12 protein-coding genes are annotated in these 24,324 nt (G+C 71.3%); 1 reads left to right on the top strand and 11 read right to left on the bottom strand.

Features of this window, described 5'->3' with window-relative positions:
* Window positions 1-46: 46 nt before the first annotated feature.
* A complete protein-coding gene (locus ABD671_RS05590) occupies window positions 47-10,828 on the bottom strand; it encodes a beta strand repeat-containing protein (RefSeq protein ID WP_344732270.1) in 10,782 nt (3,593 codons plus the stop codon).
* Between the two features lie 188 nt (window positions 10,829-11,016).
* A complete protein-coding gene (locus ABD671_RS05585; RefSeq protein WP_344732269.1) occupies window positions 11,017-12,093 on the bottom strand; it encodes an adenosine deaminase in 1,077 nt (358 codons plus the stop codon).
* 28 nt (window positions 12,094-12,121) lie between these two features.
* Between ABD671_RS05585 and ABD671_RS05580 the strand changes: the two genes are divergently transcribed.
* Entirely contained in the window at window positions 12,122-12,577 is a 456-nt protein-coding gene (locus ABD671_RS05580; protein ID WP_344732268.1) for a MaoC family dehydratase, read from the top strand.
* A 2-nt stretch (window positions 12,578-12,579) separates the two neighbouring features.
* Here ABD671_RS05580 and ABD671_RS05575 read toward each other — a convergent pair whose 3' ends face one another.
* The 9 genes from ABD671_RS05575 to ABD671_RS05535 all read right to left on the bottom strand — a co-directional run bounded on the left by ABD671_RS05575 (window position 12,580) and on the right by ABD671_RS05535 (window position 24,272).
* On the bottom strand, window positions 12,580-13,872 hold the full coding sequence (locus ABD671_RS05575) for a thymidine phosphorylase (protein WP_344732267.1): 1,293 nt from the start codon (window positions 13,870-13,872) through the stop codon (window positions 12,580-12,582).
* 193 nt (window positions 13,873-14,065) lie between these two features.
* Entirely contained in the window at window positions 14,066-14,479 is a 414-nt protein-coding gene (locus ABD671_RS05570; protein ID WP_344732266.1) for a cytidine deaminase, read from the bottom strand.
* A 1-nt stretch (window position 14,480) separates the two neighbouring features.
* Window positions 14,481-15,803 carry an ABC transporter permease gene (locus ABD671_RS05565; RefSeq protein WP_344732265.1) on the bottom strand — a complete coding sequence of 441 codons (1,323 nt, stop codon included), beginning with the start codon at window positions 15,801-15,803 and terminating at the stop codon, window positions 14,481-14,483.
* Entirely contained in the window at window positions 15,800-16,999 is a 1,200-nt protein-coding gene (locus ABD671_RS05560; protein WP_344732264.1) for an ABC transporter permease, read from the bottom strand. The genes ABD671_RS05565 and ABD671_RS05560 overlap by 4 nt, the downstream gene beginning before the upstream one ends.
* Window positions 16,996-18,492, bottom strand: a complete 1,497-nt coding sequence (locus ABD671_RS05555; RefSeq protein WP_344732263.1) for an ABC transporter ATP-binding protein — start codon at window positions 18,490-18,492, stop codon at window positions 16,996-16,998. The genes ABD671_RS05560 and ABD671_RS05555 overlap by 4 nt, the downstream gene beginning before the upstream one ends.
* 94 nt (window positions 18,493-18,586) lie before the next feature.
* Complete coding sequence (locus ABD671_RS05550; protein ID WP_344732262.1) at window positions 18,587-19,672, bottom strand: BMP family lipoprotein; 1,086 nt, start codon at window positions 19,670-19,672, stop codon at window positions 18,587-18,589.
* A gap of 160 nt (window positions 19,673-19,832) precedes the next feature.
* Complete coding sequence (locus tag ABD671_RS05545) at window positions 19,833-21,029, bottom strand: amidohydrolase (RefSeq protein WP_344732261.1); 1,197 nt, start codon at window positions 21,027-21,029, stop codon at window positions 19,833-19,835.
* Between the two features lie 10 nt (window positions 21,030-21,039).
* Complete coding sequence (locus ABD671_RS05540) at window positions 21,040-23,073, bottom strand: right-handed parallel beta-helix repeat-containing protein (RefSeq protein WP_344732260.1); 2,034 nt, start codon at window positions 23,071-23,073, stop codon at window positions 21,040-21,042.
* A complete protein-coding gene (locus ABD671_RS05535; RefSeq protein ID WP_344732259.1) occupies window positions 23,070-24,272 on the bottom strand; it encodes a glycosyltransferase in 1,203 nt (400 codons plus the stop codon). Before ABD671_RS05535 ends, ABD671_RS05540 begins: the two co-directional genes overlap by 4 nt.
* Window positions 24,273-24,324 lie beyond the last annotated feature (52 nt).

The following is a 24,324-nucleotide window of genomic DNA, read 5'->3' as shown; positions in this document are numbered from 1 at the left end:
GCCGGCGGATCCTCGCGGATCCACCGGCCCCTCCGGGTGTGCTTCGTCAGCAGCCGTAGTTCACGCCAGCGTCCGGGAACGCCGGCGAGGACTCGGTGCGGCTATCGGCCACGGACGCGACCTCCGCGTCACCCACCGCGCCGATCGCCACCGCGATGTCGATCAGACGCTGAGCGACCGTCGCGTTGTAGGTGGTGATCGTCTGGATGCCGTTCGAGGGCGTGCACTGGACGTACTTGTTGTACGAGCCGTACCAGTCCGCGAGTCGGTCACCCTGGACGCCGCCGGCGTCGGCCTGGTCGCCCTGCATGGCGTCCGGACCCGAGCCACCGAACAGCAGGTCGCTGCCGTTGACCGTGGTCTTGACGTTGTCCATGTCCTCGGTCGGAGCGACGGAGGTCCACAGCGCCGAGTCGACCGAGCGACGCTTGACGTCGAGGAAGTCGGCACCGGCACCACCGAAGATCCGGTCGTGGTCGGCACCGCCCCACAGGGCGTCGTCGCCGTCGCCGCCGAAGACCGCGTCGGCACCCGCACCGGCGTTGACCACATCGGCTCCGGCACCCGCGTGGATGGAGTCCACGCCGGTCTGACCGAGGATCACGTCGGCACCGCCCACGGTCGGCTGGGTGAGGGTCACGACCCGCACCAGCGTCCCGGTGACCCGGACGAGCTCCCGCGCGAAGGTGTTCGGGACCTCGATGGTGGTGTCGACCCGGCCCAGCGAGGCTGCCGCGGTCGGCACGTCGACACCCTGGTCGCCGACGAGGGCATCCTCACCGGTGCCGCCGTCGAGGATGTCGCCGCCCACGGTCTGACCCAGGTAGGTCAGCTTCGCCCGGTTGGAGCCGGTCGCGTCGAACTGGCCGTACAGGTCGTCGTCGCCCGCGCCGCCGGTGATCCGGTCGCTGCCGGCGGTGGCACCCGGTGCGGTGTCGCCCATGGCGACCTGACGCACCGCGAACACACCGGAGGCACCGGTCATCGACTGCCCGTTGCGGGTGATCCGACCGTTGTCGCCGAGCACCACGTCGGTGCCGTCGCCGCCGTCGATCGTGTCGTTGCCGTCGGTCACACCGGCCGCCGAGGAGTCCGTCGTGCCGTTCGGCGAGGTGAGCAACCGGTCGACGACCAGGTTGATGACCACGCCGTTGGCTGCCGAGGCGCCACCGAGCAGGTCGTCCTGGCCGGCGTCACCGTTGATCGAGTCGTCTCCGGAGTCGCCCTCGGCGTAGTCGTCGCCCGTGCCGGCCGAGATCTGGTCGTTGCCGACCTGGCCGAAGACGAGGTCGCGACCGTCACCGCCGGTGAGGACGTCACCAGCACCGACACCCGTGACACCGGTGGAGCCACCGGTCTGGACGTCGAAGAGGGTCACCCAGCGCGACAGCGAGCCGTCGAGTCGGATGTTGGCCGTCCGGTCGAGACGGGCGTTGTCACCCGCGATGACGTCGTCACCGAGGCCACCGTCGATCTGGTCGACGCCGTCCGGCTGACCGGTCGCGCTGCGATCGGCCGACATCTCGCCCGTCGCGGTGGAGTTGCCACCGGTCAGGGTGTCGTCGCCGGCGTCACCGGTGATCTGGTCGGCACCCGCGTCGCCCTCGACGATGTCGATGCCGTCGCCGGCCCGGATCGTGTCGTTGCCGGCCTGGCCGTAGAGACGGTCGTCGCCGGTACCGCCCACGATCAGGTCGCTGCCCGACACGTCCGCGGCCGCGGGCACGTCGGCGCGCAGCTGGATGTCGTACAGCTTGACCACCCAGGCGGGCGAGGTCGCGGTGACGTTGGCCGTCCACGGGTCGAGGCGGGCGTTGTCGCCGGCCACGATGTCGTTGCCCGCGCCCGCGTCGATGCGGTCGTCGCCGTCCGGCAGGTCGGCGCCGCTGCGCTGGTCGTTCAGCGCCCCGGCCGTCGAACCGCCGCCGATGATGGCGTCGTCGCCGTCGTCACCGGTGATCTGGTCGACACCGGCACCACCCTCGGCCAGGTCGTTGCCCGACCCGGAGAAGATGCTGTCGTTGCCGGCCTGGCCGAAGAGCAGGTCGTCCTCGGTGCCACCGCTGATGGTGTCGCCCGCAGCCGTCGACGTCGGGGCCGAGCGACCGGTGTCGAACAGGAACACCGACGGCTTCGCCCCGGCCGCGGACGGCGGGAGGATGCGCGCGTTGTCACCGGCGACGGCGTCCTTGCCGGTGCCGCCGTCGAGGACGTCGGCGCCGTCACGCTGGCCCTGACCCGAACGGGTCGCGTCGATCGCACCGTCCGTGGTCGAGGTGCCGCCGACGATGATGTCGTCGCCGGCGTCGCCGCGCACGGTGTCCGAACCCGACATGCCCTCGAGCTGGTCGTTGCCGCTGCCGCCGCTCAGGTTGTCCGAGCCGGACTGGCCGTAGACCTGGTCGTCGCCGTCGCCGGCGGAGACCACGTCGTCGCCGCCCACGTTGCTCGCCGCGGCGGCGCCGGCCGCCGGGACGTCGTGGAGCTTGACGATGTCGCGGAAGAAGATCGGGTCCTCGGTGATGGTGCCGTTGTCGGCCACCACCACGTCGTTGCCCGCACCCGCGGTGATCGTGTCGCCGATGCCGGAGACGTTCGCGTCGTAGGCGTTGGGGGTCCACGAGCCACCGATGATCTGGTCGTCGTCGTCGCCACCGCTGAGGGTGTCGGCACCCGAACCGCCCTCGAGGGCGTCCTCGCCGGCCTCGCCGGTCAGGACGTCGTTGCCGCCCTGGCCGAGCAGGAGGTCCTGCTTGGCGCCACCGGTGAGGGTGTCGTTGCCGCCGATCGTCGGCGCGACCGTGGTCGTGCCGTCGAAGAGCGTGACGTCGGCGGTCGGCATGATCCGCGGCCAGGTCGAACGCACCGAGCGACTCGGGTCGGCCGGGTTCATCCGGGCGTTGTCGCCGGCGAGCACGTCGATGCCGTCGAGGCTGTCGACACCCACGTCGCCGTTGACGGTGTCGTTGCCGTCGGCGATGCCGGCGCCCGACCGGTCGAGCGTGATCGCGCCGGAGGTCGACGAGCCACCCACGAGCATGTCGCTGCCGTCGTCGCCCTGGACCAGGTCGTCGCCCTGGTCGCCCTCGACGACGTCGTCGTCGGGACCACCGAACACGGAGTCGTTGCCCGTCTGACCGAACACCCAGTCGTTGCCGTAGCCGCCGTAGACGGCGTCGTCGGCACCCGAGCCCACCGGGGTGGTGAGCAGGGTGGCGCCGACCCCCGCGATCGCCGTGTTGGCGATCGGGGTACGCGAGAGCAGGGCGTTGCCACCGGCGAGGACGTCGTTGCCGCCGTCGCCGATGATCTCGTCCGTACCGTCGGTCGCACCGGCGACATCGGAGCCGCCGGCCAGCAGGTCGCTGCCCAGACCACCGCGGACGACGTCGTTGCCGGCGTCGCCGTAGGAGATGTCGTCACCGGCGTCGGAGACCATGAGGTCGGCCCCGGCGTCACCGTGCAGCAGGTCGTTGCCGTTGCCGCCGCGCACCAGGTCGTCGCCCGCGTCTCCGTGCACCGCGGTGTCGTCACCCTCGCCGGCGTCGATGTAGTCGCCGCCGGTCTGGCCCGAGATCGTGTCGGCGTCGTCGCCGCCCAGGAGGCAGTCGCCGTCGCCGATCGCACCGGCGTCGTTCGGGTTGCCCGTGCTGTTGAGCGTCATCCCGGCGAGCTGGAGCACGCCGGTGTCACCGAAGACGGTCACGACGCCGTTGACGCGCGCCCGCTTCTGGATGACGCCGTTGCCGTCGATGTCGGCCTGGCCGGACTTGAAGACCGTGCCGCCGAGCATGCCGGTGTAGAGCGCTCCGTTGACGCCGTACAGCTTGCCGTCCTGGACCCGCAGACCCTCGAGCGTGCCGTCGTCCAGCAGGTCACCGGACAGGTCGCCGTTGAGGTCGATCAGGCCGTTGACCACCGTCGTCGCCGGGGCGCAGACGATCAGACGCGCCGTCGACTGCGTGGTACCGGAGGAGGCGCCGCCGTCGCCGGTGAGGGTGTCCTTGCCGCCCTCGCCGAGCAGGAGGTCGCGACCGAGGCCGCCGTCGACGGTGTCGTCGCCGAGACCGGCGCGCACCAGGTCGTCGCCCGCGTCGGCGAAGACGTTGTCGGCACCGCCGCTGGCGTAGATGCGGTCGCCACCGGCGCCACCGCGGATCTCGTCCGCACCCTGCTTGGAGGTGACGACGTCGTCGCCATCGCCGATGAGCAGGTCGTCGCCGGACCGACCGCAGATGAGGTCGTCGCCGCCACCGCCGGTGAGCGAGTCGGCACCGCCGCCGCCCACGACGTAGTCACGGCCGTTGCCGCCGGTCACCGTGTCGATGACCAGACCCGAGACGGTGCCCGGCTGGGCGCACTCGTTGCGGATCGATGCCTCGGACGGAAGCGCGAGCGTCTTGATCGTGACGGTCACGTTGACCAGGTCGTCGACGTTGATGCCGGTCACCTTGACGGTGGTCGTGGCGTCGAACGACGGCGTGCCGCCGTACGAGCCGCCGACCACGACGTCGGAGCCGTCACCGCCGGTGATGTTGTCCGAGCCGTCGCCACCGACCACGAGGTCGCCGGCGTCGAGCACCGGAGCGATCTTCGCGGCCACCGAGGTCGGGAACAGCGAGTCGGGGTCGACACCGAGGCCGCCGTCGAGCGAGTCGTCGCCCGTCGAGCCCTCCACGTCGTCGGCACCCGGGCCACCGCTCACGCGGTCGCGGCCGTCGCCACCGTCGACGGAGTCCTGGCCGCCGGCACCGTCGAGGGTGTCGTCGCCGATACCGCCGATCAGGTTGTCGTTGCCGTTGCCGCCCTTGATGGAGTCGTTGCCGTCGCCGCCGTCGAAGGTGTCGTCACCCTCGCCGCCCTCGATGGTGTCGTTGCCGTCGCCGCCCTTGACGTCGCCCTTGAGCATGAAGGGGATGGAGTCGACGGTGATGCCGGAGGCGGTCGTGGTGACCGTCTGGCCCGGGTAGAGGCGCACGATGTCGGTGCCGCCGCCCATGTCGGCCTTGACGGTGCCGCCCTGCGGCACGTCGTAGCTCTGGACGACACCGAACGCGCTCACCTCGATGGTGACCTTGCCGTCGTGGACGCCGGTGGTCTGCTTGAGGGTGAACTTCTCGTTCGGATTGCCGACGCTGACCTTGCGCTGAGCGGCTCTGCTGCCCGCGTTGAGGATCAGGTCGTTGCCGGAGACCTCCGCGAGGACCGGCTTCTCGGTCTCGCAGCTGAACTCGAAGAGCGTGATGCGCGGGCTCTCCACGATCGTCCAGGACTCGTTGATCTCGGTGATGAAGAGATCGACGTTGAAGAACGCACGCAGGAAGAAGATCAGCCCGGAGGAGACGCTGAAGGCGCACTCGGCGTTGTCGGTGCCGACGAACTCGTCGGTGTAGATCTTGCCGTCGCCGTTCGGGTCGTAGGCGTCCAGACCGAGGTCCATGGTGACGCCGCCCTCGATGCCGGCGCTGGCGAAGCCGATGTCGATCTTCGCACCCGCCTTCACCGTGAAGGTCAGGTTGATCTCCGGGACGTCGGCGCCCGAGGAGTCGAGGTCGTCGATGTAGAAGCCGTCCTTGAAGATCTTCAGCGTGCCGCCGGCGTCGCTGAGCTCGTGGGTCGCGCCCTCGTCGGCGTTCTCCACCTGCTGGCTCAGCGCCCGGGTGTCGAAGCCGAAGGCGGCGCGCGCCTCGAGGCCCACGTCGAAGCCGATGAACGCGGTCACCGGCACCGGGCCGAGCATGATCGGGCCGTAGCTGTACTCGACGCCGGCGGTCGCCGAGGCAGTGCCGAGGTCGACGTAGGCCAGGGTGACGTCGCCGTTGCCGAGAAGCAGGTCGCTCATCTGCGAGGCGTCCTCGAGGATCGGCAGCGAGAGGCTGGCGCCGGTGTAGCTGGCCTCGGCCGAGAACGAGGTCGAGCCGGACGGCGGGTCCTGCGGAGCGAGGCCGGTGGCCTTCTTGAAGGTGTCGCCCGGGGCCTCGCAGGCCTCGACCTTGCCGCCCTTCTCGCCCTTCTTCTCACCACAGGCCGAGACCTTCATCGCCCCCGCGGAGACGGTGAACCCGTGGGTCTCACCGACCTTCACGAAGCGGTCGGAGCCGGTGTAGCCCGGGAGCTTCGCCACGGTGCTGATCAGCGAGACCAGCTTGGTGAACATCTCGATGGACCTGCCGCCGAAGGTCGCGAGCAGCGAGAGCAGGGTGACGGGGTCCTTGCCGATGAGCTCGGAGATGTCGCTCACGACCGGGATCGGCGCGTTGAGGACGTCGAGCACCGGGTTGAGCGGCTTGAGCCAGTCGACCGCCTTCGCCAGACCACCCACGGTCATGTCGTAGAAGGTCTTGGAGTCCATCGTCAGGTCGGACAGCTCGAGGCCGGAGTCGGCGAACTCGCCGTCCTTCCAGTCCATGTCGATGCCGCCGAGCAGGTCGAAGAAGCCGATCTCGGAGGCCCAGCCCTCGAAGTAGAGGTGCAGGCCGCCCTCGCCGACGACGGTGGTGCTGAAGGGCACCTTCACGTCGTAGAGCGCCGGGAGGAAGGACCGGTAGTCGTTGGCCGAGTCGCCGCCCGCGAGGGAGACGGTGACGACGGCGTCGTCGAAGCCGTTGGTCTCGTCGGTGCGCTCCACCAGGACCGCGGGCATCTTGCCGACGAACGCGTCGGCGCAGCCGGCGGCCTTGTTGGCGGGGACGGTGTTGGCGCCCTTGCCGTTGAGGTTCTCCCAGTTGTCCGCGCGACCCCACTCGTGGCAGTTCTGCGAGCTGTAGGGCGCGAGGTGGGCGCTGACCTTGGCGGTCAGGACGTCGACCTTCGAGGCACCGGCGTCCGGCTGGAGCTTGATGTAGGGGCCGCTGCCGCGCTTGATGCCGATGGCGACCTTGAGGGTCCACTTGGTGGTGGTGGGCACGTCGCGGTCGCTCTTGATCGGCGAGCCGCCGAGACCCGCGTCGAAGGTGACCTTCTCGTTGGGCGCGTTGCCGCTGATCTCCAGCGGCAGGTCGATGCTCGTGATGGTCGAGAACGCGGCCGAGTCGGCACACGGCGAGTCGTTGCAGATCAGCTTGATGTCGGAGGCCGCCACGTTCTTCGGCGTGATGTTCGGCGCCACGACGGCGTTGAAAGCCGTCGCCAGCTTCGTACGCAGCTGGGCCGCCGTCGTCGTGTCGGTGACCGCGGCGGAGTCGCGCAGGTCCGTCAGCTGGGTACGGGCCTTGGCGAGGTAGGCGTTGACCGCCGACGGGATGTCGGCGCCGCCGTCGAGGTCGGTGCCGATCAGCGGGAACGTCTTGTCGACGATGCTGCCGTCGAGGCCGTTGGCGAGCTCCTTGCTCAGACCGGTGAGCGAGTCGGCGAGGAACCAGTAGGCCAGCGGCTGGGCGGAGATGTCGTAGCCCGTGCCACCCGAGGAGTCGTCGGGGCCGAAGGCGACCTGGAGCTTGGGCAGGTCGGTGGCGCCGTCCATCGACTTCAGGGGCAGGTCGAGGCAGGCGGCCTTGCCCGGCGCGGTGTTGCCCGACGCGCAGGTCGCCGGGGTGCCGTCGATGGTGCGGGTCTGCTTCAGCGAGGCGAGCAGGTCGCCGATCGGCACCGTCGAACCGCTCGCGGCGACGGGGGCAGTCGACACCTTGATGCCGAGCTTGACGTTGATGTCGGCCGCAGCACCCGAGGTCGCCTGCGTCGAGCCGAACTCGACCGACTTGCCCGAGAGCTTGGTGCGCGCGGTGGAGACGCTGGAGGCGTCGTCCAAGGTGTGCACGGTCTGGGTCATCGCCGAGTCGGTGACGACGTCGGTCGACACGTCGGCCAGGTTGACCTGGAAGTGGACCTTGGCGGTCGAGGTCGGCTTGACCGCGATCTTGACCTGGTCGTCACCGGCGAGGATCCGCACCTGCGAGTCGCCGAGCGGGACGCGCAGCGGGATCGTGGGCTCGTTGCCGGCCGACGGCGCCGCCACGCTGAGGGCGGAGCTGAAGTCCAGGACGCCGCCATCGCGGACGCCGCCGCTCTGGAGGTTGATGGTCTGGGTGAGGCCCGGCGCGTAGAAGCGCATCGCGCTGAGCATGCCCTGGAGGGTCGAGACGTCCTTGGTCGGCGTCTCCGCGGAGGCGTCGGCCTGCACCTGCCCGATCAGCTTCGCGAGCGCCTTGGTGGCGTCGCTGACGTCGCCGGGCAGCAGGTCGAAGAGCGGCAGCGTCTTCGACGCGCCGTCGGCCTCGGGGCTCTGGAAGGTGGAGAGGATCGAGAGGTAGTTGCCGATGATGAGGTCGCGCAGCGCCTCGGGGTCGCCGTTGATGACGTACCCGTGACCCGGCTGGAAGACGTAGCCGGACTCGTTGGCGGCGGTGACCTTCTTCTCCGACGCGGGTCCGCCCACACAGGTCAGGCTGGTGGCGGAGTCGACGATGAAGCGGCTGCACAGGGTGCGGTCGTCGTCGATCGGGTCGGTGTCGTACAGCGACTTGTCGACGGTGCGCTCGGACTCGCTCATCGAGGCGGTGAGGCCGAACTGCTTGAAGAAGTCGGCGTTCGGGTCGACGAGAGTCGTCTTGTCGGTGTCGGCGCCCATGGTGCCCTGGCGCGACGGGACGACGTCGAGCAGACGCAGCTTCGCGTAGTCGCCCAGCGGCGTGGCCTTCGGCAGCTTGTTCGCGGCCAGGCTGTTCCACACGACGTCGACGCTGCCGGCGGCGCCGATCGGACGGGTGCCGCCCGCGTCGGGCGCGTCCTGCACCTCGAGGTGAGCGGTCGCACGTGCGCCGCGGATGACGGCGGGCTGCGCGGTGTAGGTGAGCAGGCGGGTGACGTCGATGGCGTCGCCGACCGAGCCGCCGTCGAGCGTGACGGTGCCGAGATCGTCGGCCTTGACCGCCACCTGGGCGGCCGGCTTGTCCGCGTCGGTGGTCAACGAGTAGTCGGTGACGTCGACGTCGACCTTGAGGAAGCCGATCCGGGCGGCCATCTTGGCGATGCCGTCGAGGGTCGCCGAGAGGCTGCCGAGACGCCAGATGACGCCGTCCGCACCGGGCTTGAGGTAGGTGACCGGGTCCTTGGGCGCCGGGTCGCCGGCACGCGGGGCGGCGGCGGGCGGCACGAGACCGATACCGAAGGTCGCCTGGAACCAGCGGTCCTCGCTCACCACGGTGGCCGAGCCGGCCTGCGGGTTCTGGGAGGAGTCGGGGTCCTTCACGACGCACTCGCGCGGGCTGACGCCGTCCTGGGCCTGGCACAGGCCCGAGAGGCCCGTCACGGGGGCGAGGTTGCCGCCGGCGCCGGTGGCGGCGTCCCTCTCCTCACGGGAGGTGTCGCGGGTCTGCACCGCGACCTCGAGGGAGTGGTTGTCGGCGTCGTAGGTGAGGCCGCCGTCGAGGCCGAGACCCTTGATGGTGCGGCTGAGCTCCTGGATCGACTGCAGCGGGGTGCGCGCGGTCATCTTCTTGCCGCGGCTGTAGAAGCTGACCTGGAGGACGGTGAAACCGGTGGCGCCGGTGACCTTCACGTTGGCGGTGGGGGTCTCGGCCGCGGTGCCGGCGGTCGTGCCGGTGATGCTCACGCCGTCGTCCGGAGTGCTCCACACGATCGGCTTGTCGGTGTCGACGGTGAGGCCGTTGACGACGGCCTGGCAGTACTGGGCCTGGCCCGGGCGCGGGGTGCCGGTCGGCGGGCTGGTGTCGGCCGCGCCGCAGGTGATGGTGGCGACCGACTGCTGCTGGAGGATCGAGGCGAGGTCGGCACCGGGCGAGAAGATGTCGGTGAGCGACAGGTCGAGCAGCGGGATCTGGGTGTCGACCGAGCCCTCGGCCGCCGAGACCGCCGCCGAGTAGCCGGCGTAGCTGGCCAGCGCCTGGGCGCGGGTCAGCGCGGTCAGGGAGAGCAGGCGGCCGTTGCGATCGGTCACCGGGTCGGCGTAGGGACCGGTGGCGTCCTCGGCGCGGGTGGTGACCTTGACGCTGCCCGCGGCGTCGGGGTCGAGCGGGGTGGTGAGGTCGACGTTCATGGTGACGTCGCCCGCTCCCGGCTGCTGCCGGGTCGCGAAGAGCTCCTCGGGCGTGGAGAACTGGAGGTCCTCGGTGGTCAGACCGCCGCGGCCGTTGGGGTCGCGCATCCGGATGACGGTCGAGGAGTCGATCTTGCCGGTGCCCTGGGCGCCGACCTCGATGAAGCCGTCGACCGCGGGGAACTTCTCGATCGGCAGGGTCTGCGCGGTGGTGCCGCTCGAGCCCGCGGTGCGGGTCCAGGTGCGGAAGGTCATGTCGGAGTTGCCGACGACCGAGAACTTGCGCAGCGGGATCGCGTTGGGGTTGTAGCGCACGCGGAAGTCGCCGGTGAGGCGGGTGACCGCCTCGCCGTCCTTCAGCTCGGCGGTGCCGAAGCGCAGCTGGCCGTCGTCGTAGGTGACCGCGACGGGGAGCGCGGAGTCGAGGCTGACGCGGAAGATCCAGTCGCGGCTACCCGCCGGGGCGTCGGCGAGAGACGCCGTCGGGATCAGCTCCAGCGCCGGGTCGTCGGCGAAGACGCTCGGCAGCTCGTTGATGCCGACGTCGGTCTTCGCGAGGAAGTCCTCGGTGACGCGCTCGCCGATGGCGGTGCTGAGCTCGAGGATCCGCGCCGGCGACACGTCGGTCAGCGGGAAGTCGGTGGCCAGCGCCGGCTGCACCGCGGCGCCGCCGACGGCGTTGCCGAGGTTGATCAGGCCGACGCGGACATCGGAGGCCGCCTGGTCGGCGACCGCCTGCGCGGGCGCGACCGGCACGAAGGCCATGAGCGCGGCGACGACGGCCACCACGGTCGGCGGGACCACCGTACGAGCGGTACGGCGGACGAACTGCATGTCGGAACGCTGAGAGCGCACCAGACCTCCCCATGTAGGTCGGCCGGACCTCAAGGGGGGCGGGTCCAGCCAGGTACAAAGCGCTTCACCTTAAAGAACCATGAGCGCAGCCTGAAGCGAGGACCGACCGCGGTCCAGACCAGTCGGTACAGACCGGTACATACCGCTGACAGGGAGGCGTCGATCGCTTACAAGGCGGCGTAGCCCGGCTTCACGACACCGTCGATGAGCGCGATCCGCTCGTCGAAGGGCAGGAACGCCGACTTCATCGCGTTGACGGTGAACCACCGCAGATCGTCGAGGCCGTAGCCGAAGGCCTCGACCAGCGACCACATCTCGTCGGTCATCGACGTGCGGCTCATCAGGCGGTTGTCGGTGTTGACCGTGACCCGGAACCGCAGCCGGGTGAGCAGGCCGATGGGGTGCTCGGCGATCGAGGTCGCCGCCCCGGTCTGCACGTTCGAGGCCGGGCACAGCTCCAGCGGGATCCGCTTGTCGCGCACGTACGCCGCCAGCCGCCCCAGCGTCACGGTGCCGTCGTCGGCCACCTCGATGTCGTCGACGATGCGGACGCCGTGGCCCAACCGGTCGGCACCGCACCACTGGAGCGCCTGCCAGATCGACGGCAGACCGAACGCCTCGCCTGCGTGGATGGTGAAGTGCGCGTTCTCGCGCTGGAGGTACTCGAAGGCGTCAAGGTGGCGGGTGGGCGGATACCCCGCCTCGGCGCCCGCGATGTCGAAACCCGCGACCCCGCGGTCGCGCCAGGCCACCGCCAGCTCGGCGATCTCCATCGAGCGCGCCTGGTGGCGCATCGCGGTGAGCAGCTGGCGGACGACGATCCGCTCCCCCGCCGGCGTGCGGGCGGCGTCCATGCCCTGCGCGAAGCCCTCGGCCACGGCCGCGATGACGTCGTCGAGGGAGAGCCCCTGCTCGACGTGCTGCTCGGGGGCGTAGCGCACCTCGGCGTAGACGACCCCGTCGGCCGCGAGATCCTCGACGCATTCGCGCGCCACCCGGGTGATCGCCTCGGCGCTCTGCATCACCCCGACCGTGTGCTGGAAGGTCTCCAGGTAGCGCTCCAGGGAGCCGGAGTCGGCGGCCTCGTGGAACCAGGCCGCCAGCTCGGCCTCGGTGCCGGCCGGCAGCGCATGCCCGGCCCGCGCCGCGAGATCGAGCACCGTGCCGGGCCGCAGGCCGCCGTCGAGGTGGTCATGGAGCAGGACCTTGGGCGCTCGCCGCACGAGCTCGCGTGTAAGTTCCACCTCGCCATCCAAGCACCCGGGAGAGATGATGCGGACCTTCACCAGCTTCGAGGACGTCGCCGCCGCCGCGAACAGCGAGATCGGCACCACCGAGTGGATCGAGATCACCCAGGAGCGGGTCGACACCTTCGCCGACGCCACCGGCGACCACCAGTGGATCCACGTCGACGTCGAGCGCTCGAAGACCGGCCCCTTCGGCGGCACGATCGCCCACGGCTACCTGACGCTCTCGCTCGTGCCCTACCTCGGCAGCCTCGTCTTCGCCCTCGACACCCCCGGCGCCAAGCTCAACTACGGCGTCAACAAGGTCCGCTTCCCCAACCCCGTGCTGGTCGGCAAGCGCGTGCGCGGCGTCGTCGCCTTCGGCGAGGTCACCGATCTGCCCACCGGCAAGCAGCTCATCATCAAGTACACCGTCGAGATCGAGGACGAGGCCAAGCCGGCCTGCGTCGCCGAGACGGTCGTGCTCCTGCTCGAGGGCTGAGATCAGCCGATCCGGTCGATGACCAGGGGCGTCAACTCGGGCCGGCTGCCCTCGGGGACGACGTCGTAGCCGCCCTCCAGGGAGGCCAGGGCCCGCTCGAAGCGATCGGGCTCGTCGGTGTGCAGGGTCAGCAGTGGCTGCCCGGCCCGGACGACGTCGCCGGGCCGCGCGTGCCACTCGACGCCGGCGCCCGCCTGCACGGCGTCCTCCTTGCGGGCGCGGCCCGCGCCCAGGCGCCACGCGGCCAGGCCGACGGCCATCGCGTCGAGGCGGGCCAGGACGCCGTCGGCCGGGGCGAGGACGACGTGCTGCTCGCGGGCGGTCGGCAGCGGGGCCTCGGGATCGCCGCCCTGGGCGCGGATCATGCGCCGCCACACGTCCATCGCGGTGCCGTTCGCCAACCGATCCGCCGGGTCGACGTCGGTGACGCCGGCCGCGGCGAGCATCTCGCGGGCCAGCGCGAGGGTGAGCTCGACGACGTCGGCAGGACCGCCTCCGGCGAGCACCTCGACGGACTCGCGCACCTCCAGGGCATTGCCGGCCGTCAGGCCCAGCGGGGTGGACATGTCGGTGAGCAGCGCGACCGTGCGCACCCCGGCGTCGGTGCCGAGCGCGACCATCGTCTCGGCGAGCTCGCGGGCCAGCGCCTCGGTCTTCATGAACGCGCCGGTGCCGACCTTCACGTCGAGCACGAGGGCTCCGGTGCCCTCGGCGATCTTCTTGCTCATGATCGAGGAGGCGATGAGCGGGATGGCCTCGACGGTGCCGGTGACGTCGCGCAGGGCGTAGAGCTTCTTGTCCGCGGGCGCCAGGCCGTCGCCCGCAGCGCAGATCACGGCGCCGACGTCGTCCAACTGCGCGAGCATCTCGGCGTTGGAGAGGGCCGCGCGCCAGCCGGGAATCGACTCGAGCTTGTCGAGGGTGCCGCCCGTGTGGCCGAGCCCGCGCCCCGAGAGCTGCGGGACGGCGACGCCGCAGGCCGCCACGAGGGGCGCCAGGGGCAGGGTGATCTTGTCGCCGACTCCGCCGGTGGAGTGCTTGTCGGCGGTGGGCCGCGTGAGCGAGGAGAAGTCCATGCGCTCCCCCGAGGCGATCATCGCCGCGGTCCAGCGGGCGATCTCGCGACGGTCCATCCCGTTGAGCAGGATCGCCATCGTGAGCGCCGACATCTGCTCGTCGGCGACGACCCCGCGGGTGTAGGCGTCGACCATCCAGTCGATCTGGCTGTCGGAGAGCGGGTGGCCGTCGCGCTTGGCGACGATCACCTCGACGGCGTCGTGGTTCTCGGCGGGCATGCTCCGACCCTAGTGGCGTGTGTGCGAAGTTCTTGAATGGTCCGCGTCGTCAGGGTGCGTGCATCGCAAGGCGGCGTCGCGAAGGGCTACCGGGCGTCACGCGAGCGATGCCGACGCTGCGAGGTGCGTGCCATGGCGGCGCCAACCGTCCCAAGATCTCGTGCACACGCCACGAGGCGAAACCGGGGGCCGATCAGACCTCGAGGTCCTCGGGCCCGAAGGCGTCGGGGAGCACCTCGGTCATCGGGCGCGGACCCGACGGCGTGAGGACGACGAGGTCGGCACCGCCGTTCTCCCACAGCAGCTGGCGGCACCGACCGCACGGCATGACCGGATGGGCGGGGCCGGGCAGGGCGCCGCCCACGCACGCGAAGTGCGTGAGGCGGCCTCCGCCGGTGATGTGGAGCTGGCTGACCAGACCGCATTCGGCGCACAGGGTCACGCCGTAGCCGGCGTTCTCGACGTTGCAGCCGGTGACGAGCCGGCCGTCGTCGGCCAACGCCGCCGCGCCGACCCCGAACCGCGAGTACGGTGCGTACGCGTGCTCGCGCGCCGCCCGGGCGGCGGTGAGGAGGTCATCCCAGAGGCCGTCGTCGTCGGGGGTCACGTCAACTCTTCACGAACGGGACGCCGTCGGCTGCGGGCGGGCGCACGCGCCCGACGAAGCCGGCCACGGCGATGACGGTCGCGAGGTACGGGATCGCGCCGAGCAGGTCGCCCGGGATGCGGTCGACGAGACCCAGCTGCGTCTCGAGGTTGCGCATGAACCCGAAGAACACCGCCGCGAGGGCCGCGCCGACCGGGTTCCACCGGCCCATGATCACCGCCGCCAGGGCGATGAAGCCGGTGCCGGCCGAGACGTCCTTGTCGAAGGCACCGGTGGAGCCGACCGTGTAGTAGGCGCCGCCGAGGCCCGCCAGGACGCCGCCGAGCAGCACCGCCTGCCAGCGCACGGCGTTGACCCGGATGCCGACGGTGTCGGCCGCCGAGGGGTGCTCGCCCACCGAGCGCACCCGCAGGCCCCACCGGGTCTGGTAGAGCAGGAAGGCCACGAGGGCGACCGCCGCATAGGTGAGGTAGACCAGCAGCGTCTGGTTGAACAGGGCGTCGCCGACGATCGGGATGCTCGACAGCCCGGGGATCTCGATCTGCTCGAGCCGCAGCGGGTTGTTGAACGTGCTCTTCTGGTCGTCGGGGATCTGCCCCAGCAGGAAGCCGGTGAGTCCGCTGGCGAAGGCCACGAGGACGACGCCGAGCACGACCTGGTTCACCTGGTAGCGCAACGCGAAGAGCGCGAGCAGCGCTGCGATGAGGACGCCCGCGATCGCACCGCCGAGCAGACCGAAGGCGGCGCAGGCCCCGACCGGGATGAACGGCAGCGAGGCGTAGGCGAAGCTGGAGAAGACCGAGGCGAGGAAGGCACCGGAGAGGAACTGGCCCTCGATGGCGATGTTGATGACACCGGCCCGCTCGCAGACGACGCCGGCCAGCGCCCCCAGCACCAACGGGGTCGCGATGCGCACGGTTCCCGGGATCGGGTTCGAGATCGCGGCCTGGAAGCTGCCGCTCTGGTCGGCGTAGGCCCACACCATGAACGAGACGTAGAACAGCAGACCGACGAGCACGCTGAGCAGCACGCCCGGCGCCTTGCGGGGATAGCGGTTGAGCGCGGCGAGGCCGAGGGCGAGCGCGGTGAGCACGAGCGCGATCACCCACGGGACGGTGCCGTCGAGCTCGCGGGGCTTGACGGTGGCGCTGCGCGACTCGCCGAGCAGGTAGGTCACCTGGAAGCTGTCGGTGGTGAGGCGGAAGACGACGAGCAGCAGCAGGGCGATCGCGAAGACCACCACCAGCTTGATCTGGCGACGGACGTCGGCGCGATCGCGCACGCCCTCGACCTCGGCGGTGGGGACGGCGGTGGCGGTGCTCATGCCGACCACCCCGAGGCGCCGACGGCCTGGTCGGCCCCGCCGGCCGAGGATCCCCGCAGGCGGAAGATGCCGCGCACCAGGGCGGGCGCAGCGACGAAGAGCACGATCAAGGCCTGCAGCACCTCCGAGAGTTCCGGCGGGATGCCGGCGGCACCCTGCATGGAGAGTCCGCCCGCCGACAGCGCACCGAAGAGCAGACCCGCGAGGACGGTGCCCAGCGGCGTGGCCCGCCCCAGCAGCGCGACCGTGATGGCGTCGAAGCCCACACTGCCGGCGACGTTGTCGGTGATCGGGTTCTGCTGGCCGAGCACGGTCATCGTGACGGCGAGGCCGGACAGCATGCCGGCCAGCGTCATGGCCGAGACGTAGACGCGGGTGACGCTCATGCCGGCGGTGCGGGCGGCGTCGGGGTTGGCGCCGACGGCTCGCATCTGGAAGCCGAGGGTGGTGCGGTCGAGCAGCCACCACACCCCCACCGCAGCCAGCAGGCTCAGCAGGATGCCGAGGTGCAGGCCGCCGATCGAGGGGTAGGTGGCGCTGTCGGCGACCGGCGGGGTCTGCTTGTTGTCCGACCCGGCGCGCTGGAAGGCGTCGAGACCGAGCAGGAACAGCGCCACGAACCGAGCGATGTTGTTGAACATGATGGTCGTGATGACCTCGTGCGCGCCGGTGCGCGCCTTCAGCACGCCGATGGTGCCGCCCCAGGCAGCGCCCGCGACGAGCGCCCCGGCGAGGGCGAGCAGCATGTGCAGGCCCGTCGGCAGGTCGAGCTGGAAACCGATCCAGCCGCAGAGCATCGCGGCCACGAGCATCTGTCCCTGGGCGCCGATGTTGAACAGCCCGGAACGGAACGCCAGGGTGACCCCGAGGCCGGCCGCGATGAGCGGTGCGGCGCGCTGCAGGGTGCGGGTGATCGCCGTCCCGGAGCCCAGCGAGCCCTCGAACAGCGCGCGATAGCCGTCACCGACGGCGGTGCCGGCGAACCGGAAGAAGTCCCAGGGATAGCTGAAGAAGTACGAGAGGGAGTTGAGCACCTCCTCGGTCGACAGCGCGATAAGGACGGCGCCGACGACGAGCGCGAGCACGACGGCGAGCACGGAGTCGGTCACGGTCGGCAGCCAGACCGTCAGGTCGCGACGGCGCGGCGCGGACGCGATCTCCTCGGTCGTGCCGGGGGCGGGGGTCTGCTGGCTCACGCGGCACCACCGGCCATGAGGAGTCCGAGGGTCTCGCGCGGGGTGTCGGGTGGCACCGTGTCGACGATGCGCCCGTCGTACATGACCGCGATGCGGTCGGCGAGGGCGACGATCTCGTCGAGCTCGGTGGACACGATGATCACCGCGGTGCCGCGGTCGCGCTCGGCGACGATCCGCTTGTGGATGAACTCGATCGACCCGACGTCGACGCCGCGCGTGGGCTGGGAGGCGATGAGGACCTTGAGCGGCCGGGAGAACTCCCGAGCCACCACGACCTTCTGCTGGTTGCCGCCGGACAGCGAGCTGACCGGGGTCTCCATGGATTCGGTGCGGATGTCGAACTCCTCGATGCGGGCCTTGGCGTTGGCCTCGATCGCGTCGAGGCGCAGCACCGGGCCCGAGGAGTACTGCGCGTCGCGGAAGAGGTCGAGGACCAGGTTCTCCCGCACGCTGAACGTGCCGATGTACCCGTCGTGGGAGCGGTCCTCGGGGATGTAGCCGATGCCGGCCTCGAGGCTCTCGCGGGTGCCCTGCCGGGTGATGTCGCGCCCCTCGAGGAGGATCTGGCCGGCGTCGGGAGCCACCAGCCCGACGAGGGACTTGATGAGCTCGGTCTGGCCGTTGCCCTGCACGCCGGCGATGCCGAGCACCTCCCCGGCGCGCGCGACGAGGGAGACCTCCTTGACGACCTGGCAACCGCGGGCGTCGATGACGGTGACGTCCTTGACCTCCAGCACCCCGTCGCCGACCTCGGGGGCCGCCTTGTCGACGGTCAACTGCACAGCGCGGCCGACCATCAGCTCGGCGAGCTCGGCCTCGGACGCCGACGGGGCGGCCGTGCCGACCACCTTGCCGCGCCGGATGACGCTGATGCGGTCGCCGACCGCCTTGACCTCGCGGAGCTTGTGGGTGATGAAGACGATGGAGGTGCCCTGCGCCTTCAACTCGCGCATGATGCCCATGAGCTCGTCGATCTCCTGGGGCGTGAGCACCGCGGTGGGCTCGTCGAGGATGAGCACCTCGGCGCCGCCCGCGAGGGCCTTGATGATCTCGACCCGCTGCTGGACGCCGACGGGGAGGTCCTCGACCTTGGCGTCGGGATCGACCGCGAGCCGGTACTTCTCGGAGAGCTCGCGCACGAGCCGGGAGGCGGCCTTGCGGTCCAGGACGCCGGCGCGGGTCTGCTCGCGCCCGAGCATCACGTTCTCCGCGACGGTGAAGGGAGGTACGAGCATGAAGTGCTGGTGCACCATCCCGATGCCGGCGGCGATCGCATCGCGCGGTCCGGCGAACTGCTGCGGGATGCCGTCGACCACGATCTCGCCCTCGGTGGGGTCGAGCAGGCCGTAGAGCATGTTCATGAGCGTCGACTTGCCGGCCCCGTTCTCCCCGAGCAGGCAGTGGATCTCGCCCGGTTCGATGGTGAGGTCGATGTGGTCGTTGGCGGTGAAGGATCCGAACCGCTTGGTCAGTCCGCGGATCTCCAACCTCACGTGGGATTCCCCTTCCGGTGCCTGCTCATGGGACAGGTCGTGGGTGGCGGACCGAGTCCGCCACCCACGACCGGGATGTGCCGATGGTGCTGGATCAGCCGACCTTGATGGTGCCGTCGATGATCTGCTGCTTGAGCTCCTCGACCTTGGCCTGGAGCTCGGCGTCGACGTCGTCGCTGAACGGCGCGAGGCCGACACCGTTGTTGGCGAGCGTGCCGACGTAGACATCGTTGGAGAAGTCGCCCTCGGCACCGTCGAGGATCGCCTGCTGGACGGCGACGTCCATGCCCTTCATGACCGAGGTCAGCAGGACGTCGCAGTACTCGGCGGCCGAGACGCAGCCGTCGGTGTCGACCCAGATGGCCTTGACGTCGTTGTCCTGGGCGGCCTGGAGGCCACCGAGACCGGCGGGACCGGCGACCGGGAAGATCACGTCGGCACCCTGCTTGATCATCTCCTCGGCCGTGGTCTGGCCGATGGTCTTGTTCTCGAAGTCGTTGGTGAACGAGCCGGCCTTGGGCTTGGCGGGGTCCCAACCGATGACCTGGACGTCGGTGCCGTTGTCCTCGTTGTACTTCTGGACGCCCTCGTAGAAGCCGGTCATGAAGATGGTGACGGTGGGGATGTTCAGACCACCGAACGTGCCGACGACGCCGGTCTCGGACTTCGCCGCGGCGACGTAGCCGGCGAGGTAGGACGGCTCACCGGTGTTGAAGGTCAGGCCCTTGAGGTTGGCCGGCGCCTTCTCGTAGGCGAAGTCGACGATCGAGAAGTCGATGTCGGGGTTCTTCTTCGCGGCCGCCTCGGTGGCGTCGCCGAGGAGGAAGCCGACGGTGGTGATCGAGTTGCAGCCCTGCGACACCATCTCGTTGATGTTGTCGGCGAACTGGGACGGGTCGGTCGACTCGACGTCGGCCTCCTGCATCCCGTACTGGGACACCGCGTTGTCCAGGCCGGCCTTCGAGGTCTGGTTGAACGACTTGTCGTCGAAGCCGCCGGAGTCGGAGACCATGCAGGCCTTGAAGTCCGGGTACTGCTGTGCCGCCGCCGACGTCGTGGCGGACGCCGTCGGCGTGCTGCTCTCGTCGGCGGTGCTGGACTCGTCGTCGCGGCTGCCACAGGCGCTGAGGCCCAGGGCGATCACGGCGGCGACGGATGCGATGCGTGCCGTCTTCTTCACGGCGATCCTCCTCAGGATGTCGTCCCACGCTCATGCCCAGTGGGGTGTGGGCACTGCGCAGCACCCTAAGGGCGTCCGGGGAGCCTGAGGAGAGCGGGCCGGAACATTTCGCGGTGTCGTTACCGCATGGTGACCGAATGTCGCTCGCGGAGGCGCCCGGTCAGGACGTTTCCCGCAGCGCGCCGTGGGCGGCGAGGGCGAGGATGCGCGCGCCGATGCCGATGGCCCGCTCGTCGACGCGCAGGTTGCCCTGGTGCAGGTCGTAGGTCGGCCCGCCCGGCGCGCGGGTGCCCAGGCGCATCATGGCGCCCGGGATGCGCTCGAGGTACCAGCCGAAGTCCTCCCCGCCCAGCGACTGGGGCGCGACCACGTGACCGTCGCGACCGAGCACCGCGGTGACCGCGTCGGCGAGCAGGCGGTGCGACCCCGCCTCGTTGACGACGGGCGGGACGCCGCGCTGGTAGTCGACGTGGGCGACGACGTCGTAGGGCCGCACGATGTCGTGCACCAGTTCGCGCACGAGCTTCTCGCAATCGGCCCAGGCGACGGCGTCCAGGATGCGCACGGTGCCGGCGAGGTGACCGTGGTCGGGGATGACGTTGGGGGCGGTGCCCGCGCTGATCGTGCCCCAGACCATCGAGACGCCCGAGCGGGGGTCGAGGCGGCGCGAGAGGATCGCCGGCAGCTCGGTGGTGACCTTGGCGAGGGCGAAGGTGAGGTCGCCGGTCAGGTGCGGTCGCGAGGTGTGCCCGCCCTGGCCCTCCAGGCGCACGTCGACGCGGTCGGCCGCGCTGGTGAGCGGGCCGAGCCGCAGCCCCGCCTGGCCGACGTCGACGCCGGGGTCGCAGTGCAGCGCGAAGATCCGCTCGACGTCGTCGAGGTGGCCGAGGTCGGTGACCTGCACGGCGCCCCCGGGCATCACCTCCTCGGCCGGCTGGAAGAACAGCCGCACCCGTCCGGCGAGCGCGCCTGCACGGTGAAGCGCGGCCAGCGCCTCGGCGGCACCGAGCAGGGAGGTCGTGTGGACGTCGTGGCCGCAGGCGTGCGCCACCCCGGGGACGACGCTGGCGAACTCCTCGCCGCTGGTGTCGTCGACCGGCAGGGCGTCGAGGTCGGCCCGCAGACCCACGCATCGCTCCCCCTCGCCGATCTCGGCCACGAGGCCCGAGGTCGGCAGGGGCGTGATGCGGTAGCCCAGCGGCTCGATGCGGCGCCGCACGAGCTCGGTGGTGCGGGTCTCGGACCAGCTCAGCTCGGGGTGGCGATGGAGGTCGCGCCGGACCGCGACGAGCTCGTCGGCCAACGCCTCCACACGCGTCGCGACGATCGCCGCGGCGGGATCGGCGGCGGAGGTCATGAGGGCGAGCCTACTCGCGGGCGGACGTCGTCAGCCGCGCGGCGGCGTCCTGCTCGAGCCAGGCGCGCACCCGCGAGGTGGGCACCCGCAGCGTGCGCGCGACCTCGGTGACGGGGTAGCCCGCGGTCACCGCGGTGACCGCGAACTCCCGTACCGAGGTGAAGGTGCGGCCCGCGAGCAGGTCGTGGCGTCGTTCGCCCTCGACCGGGCCCGGGGCGGGACCCGGGGGTGCCGGGGCGGGTGCGGGCGTGGGTGCGCCGGTCGCGTCGGGCGGGGTCGGGGCCGACAGCGGAGAACTCGTCGGGGCCGCCGGGGCCGCCGGGGCCGCCGGCGCGCGGTAGTCGGCGAGGGCCTCGCGGCCGCGACGCACGAGGGCGTCCTCGAGCAGGGCGCGCAGTTCGCGGTGCCGACGACGGCGGCGGCTGACGAACGCGAGCCCGAGGACGGGCACGACGAGCACGACGAGCAGCGGCACCGCACTGACGTGGGTCTCGACCCACAGCAGCGCCTGCGGACGCTGCGACCAGCGGTCGTCGACCTCGGACCCGATGACGGTGGCGCCGGTGCGTCCGACGAGCGCACCCGCACCGCGACCGGCGACGGTCGTCCCGCGCACCTCGACCCGGGTGACCCCGCCGGTGGCCAGGACGGCGTGCCCCTGATCGGCGCTCGCCCGCACACTCCCGCCGTCGAGACGCAGCACGCTGCGATCGACCTGCACGCCGGTCGGACCGCCCACGATCCGCGCGTCCACGACGACGACGTCGTCCAGCGAGGGGCCGACCAGCAGACCGGGACCGAGCGCCGACCGGGCGCCGTCCGCACCGGGATCGACACCGGGCTCGACACGGAGGTCGGCATCGGCGACCCGCAGCCCGCGGCCCGGGCCGGCCAGGCGCAGCGGGACGCCGTCCGAGGTCACGGCGGCGGTCTCGACGCGGACGTCGTCGAAGCCGGTGATCGAGATCCCGTCCCCGGCGGCGTCCTCGACGGTGGTATCGGTGAGCCGCAGTCCGCTCCGGTTGCCGGGTGCGTAGCCGGCCGGATTCGGGCCGTCGGCGAGGGACGAGCCGTCGGCACGCACCCCGTCCCCCGCGACACCGCCGACGCTCAGGCCGGTCATCGCGACGTCGTGCGCACCGTGGTCGACCACCACGCCGTCGCCGCCCGAGCCGCGCACGGAGACCGTGCGCAGGTCGACCGCCGCGGTGTAGTTGACCAGGACGACGCCGGCCAGACCGCTCGCGCCGAGGGTCAGATCGCGACCGACGACGTCGCGTGCGGCGGAGGCGTAGAGGCCGACGGTCAGCCCCTCGGTGACGACGCGCCGCAGGTCGGCGCTGGGACGGTCGACCGGAGCCGCGCTCGCGGACCCGGTGATGGCCAGCCCCCCGGTGCGCCCGCTCCAGAAGCCGAGATCGGAGAGCACGACGTCGTGGACGACCAGCCGGCCGTCCTTGACGCGCAGGTATCCGCGTCCGTCGTCGGGATCGGTGTCGGGGGCGCCGACCACACCCACCGCGCCGTCCCAGCCGACGATGCGGGCCGGGTCGTCGGGGGCTCCGCGCACCGTCAAGTCGCCGCCCCAGGCGACGATGCTGGTCGGGCGGCCCGGAGCGCCGAGCAGGCGGAGCTCGCGGCCGGGCAGATCGAGCACGAGGGCGGCGCCGCGCCGCACCACCACCGAACGGCGCAGGGTCCAGACGTCGCCGACACGATCGAGCACCCGCGCCGCGACGAGGTCGCGGGCGGTGTAGTCGCGGCGTCGCGCGGGCAGCACCAGCACACCCGATCGGACGGCGGGCCGCAGCCCGTCGCGACCGTCGGGTCCGAGGCGGGCCAAGCGTCGGTCCTCGCGCTGGAGGATGCCCACCTGGGCCCGCTCCCCCGCCGTCACCGGGACGACGGCGTCCGGTCGCCCGCGACCGTCGTCGGCCCGGGGTGGATCGTGCCGCGACACCGCGACGGCGCCGGCGCCGCCCGCGAGGAGCAGCACCACGGCCAGGCGCAGCACCCACCGGGCGGCGGCGGAGCGGACGCTCACGCGCGCGCCCCGGCGACCGTCGCCTCGCGCTGGCCCTCGCCGCCGACAGTGTCGTCGGAGCGGGTGAGCCAGCCCTGCTTGTTCATCGTGAGGAACGCGTAGGTCTTGATCGGCCCGGCGATCAGCAGCACGACCACCGTGACGAGCGGCAGGAGCAGCAGATCGGCCGGACGCCGCCACAGGTGGGTGATCCCCCGGATGCCGCGACCGACCACCATCCAGACCAGGGCGATCGCGAAGGCGCGCAGCGGCTCGTCGTCCCGCAGCGCCAGGAAGGTGTAGAGCACGTAGACCGCGGAGGTGAGCGGCGTCAGCAGGATCTGCATCACCGTGACCTGGCTGATGAGCGGCACCCGGAAGATCCAGCCGTGCCGGATCGCGGTGAGGTAGCAGCGGTAGCTGTTGCGGCTCCAGCGCACCCGCTGCTTGACGAAGGCGCGGAAGGTGTCGGGGAACATCGACAGGGCCCGGGCGCTGTCCTGATGCGCGACGCGGTAGCCCTGGGAGAGCACGAGCCAGGTGAGCCGGCCGTCGTCCCCGGCCACGCAGAGCCGGCCGCGGAAGTACTCGTGCTCGAGGTCCTCGATGCGGTCGCGGATCACCTCGTAGCGGTAGGCGCTGGTGCGACCCGATGCGCAGATGACACCGCCGTAGCGGCCCATCGCGGGGGCGTAGTCGTCGTAGCGCAGGTCGATGATCCAGTCGGCGACGCGACGCCACACGCTGGTCCACGGCCGGTAGACGTTCTGCCGCGTGCTCACCGCGCCGACGGCCGGGTCGACGAACGGCATCTGGATGTTGGCGAGCATCCCCGGCAGCCACACTGTGTCGGAGTCGATGAGGATCACGAGCTCGGTGTCGACCATCCGCAGGCCGACGCCGAGGGCGGATCGCTTTCCGGCATGGCGGAACATGACGGCCTCGACCTCGGGACGACCCAGCGCCTCGATCCGCTGCTGGGCCTCGGTGTCGGCGACGTCGAGGACGACGACGATCCGCGACGGCCCCTCGGCCAGCCAGGTGTCGAGGCAGCGCAGCAGCACGTCGGGGTCCTCGTGGAACGAGGGGACGACGATCGTCGTGGTGGTGCGGAAGTCGTTGACCACCGGCCGCGTCGCCACCGAGAGGAGCTTGCGGACCAGCCAGAAACCCCACGACACCAGACCGATGGCCCCGAAGGGGAGGAACCAGGTCGGCACGAGGCGCCACCGTAGTGGCCCGACACCCCCCGCGGGCCGTTATCGCCCGGAC

This window comes from Nocardioides fonticola, from assembly GCF_039536805.1.
Taxonomy (GTDB): Bacteria; Actinomycetota; Actinomycetes; order Propionibacteriales; family Nocardioidaceae; genus Nocardioides; species Nocardioides fonticola.
Note: the sequence above shows the minus strand (reverse complement) of the source record. Positions and strands in the feature narration are given on the sequence as shown.

Excerpts from the sequence above, each read along its gene's own strand:
- ABD671_RS05590 (WP_344732270.1), bottom strand. The coding sequence starts at position 10,828 with ATGCAGTTCGTCCGCCGTACCGCTCGTACGGTGGTCCCGCCGACCGTG.
- ABD671_RS05580 (WP_344732268.1), top strand. The coding sequence starts at position 12,122 with ATGCGGACCTTCACCAGCTTCGAGGACGTCGCCGCCGCCGCGAACAGC.
- ABD671_RS05575 (WP_344732267.1), bottom strand. The coding sequence starts at position 13,872 with ATGCCCGCCGAGAACCACGACGCCGTCGAGGTGATCGTCGCCAAGCGC.
- ABD671_RS05565 (WP_344732265.1), bottom strand. The coding sequence starts at position 15,803 with ATGAGCACCGCCACCGCCGTCCCCACCGCCGAGGTCGAGGGCGTGCGC.
- ABD671_RS05545 (WP_344732261.1), bottom strand. The coding sequence starts at position 21,029 with ATGACCTCCGCCGCCGATCCCGCCGCGGCGATCGTCGCGACGCGTGTG.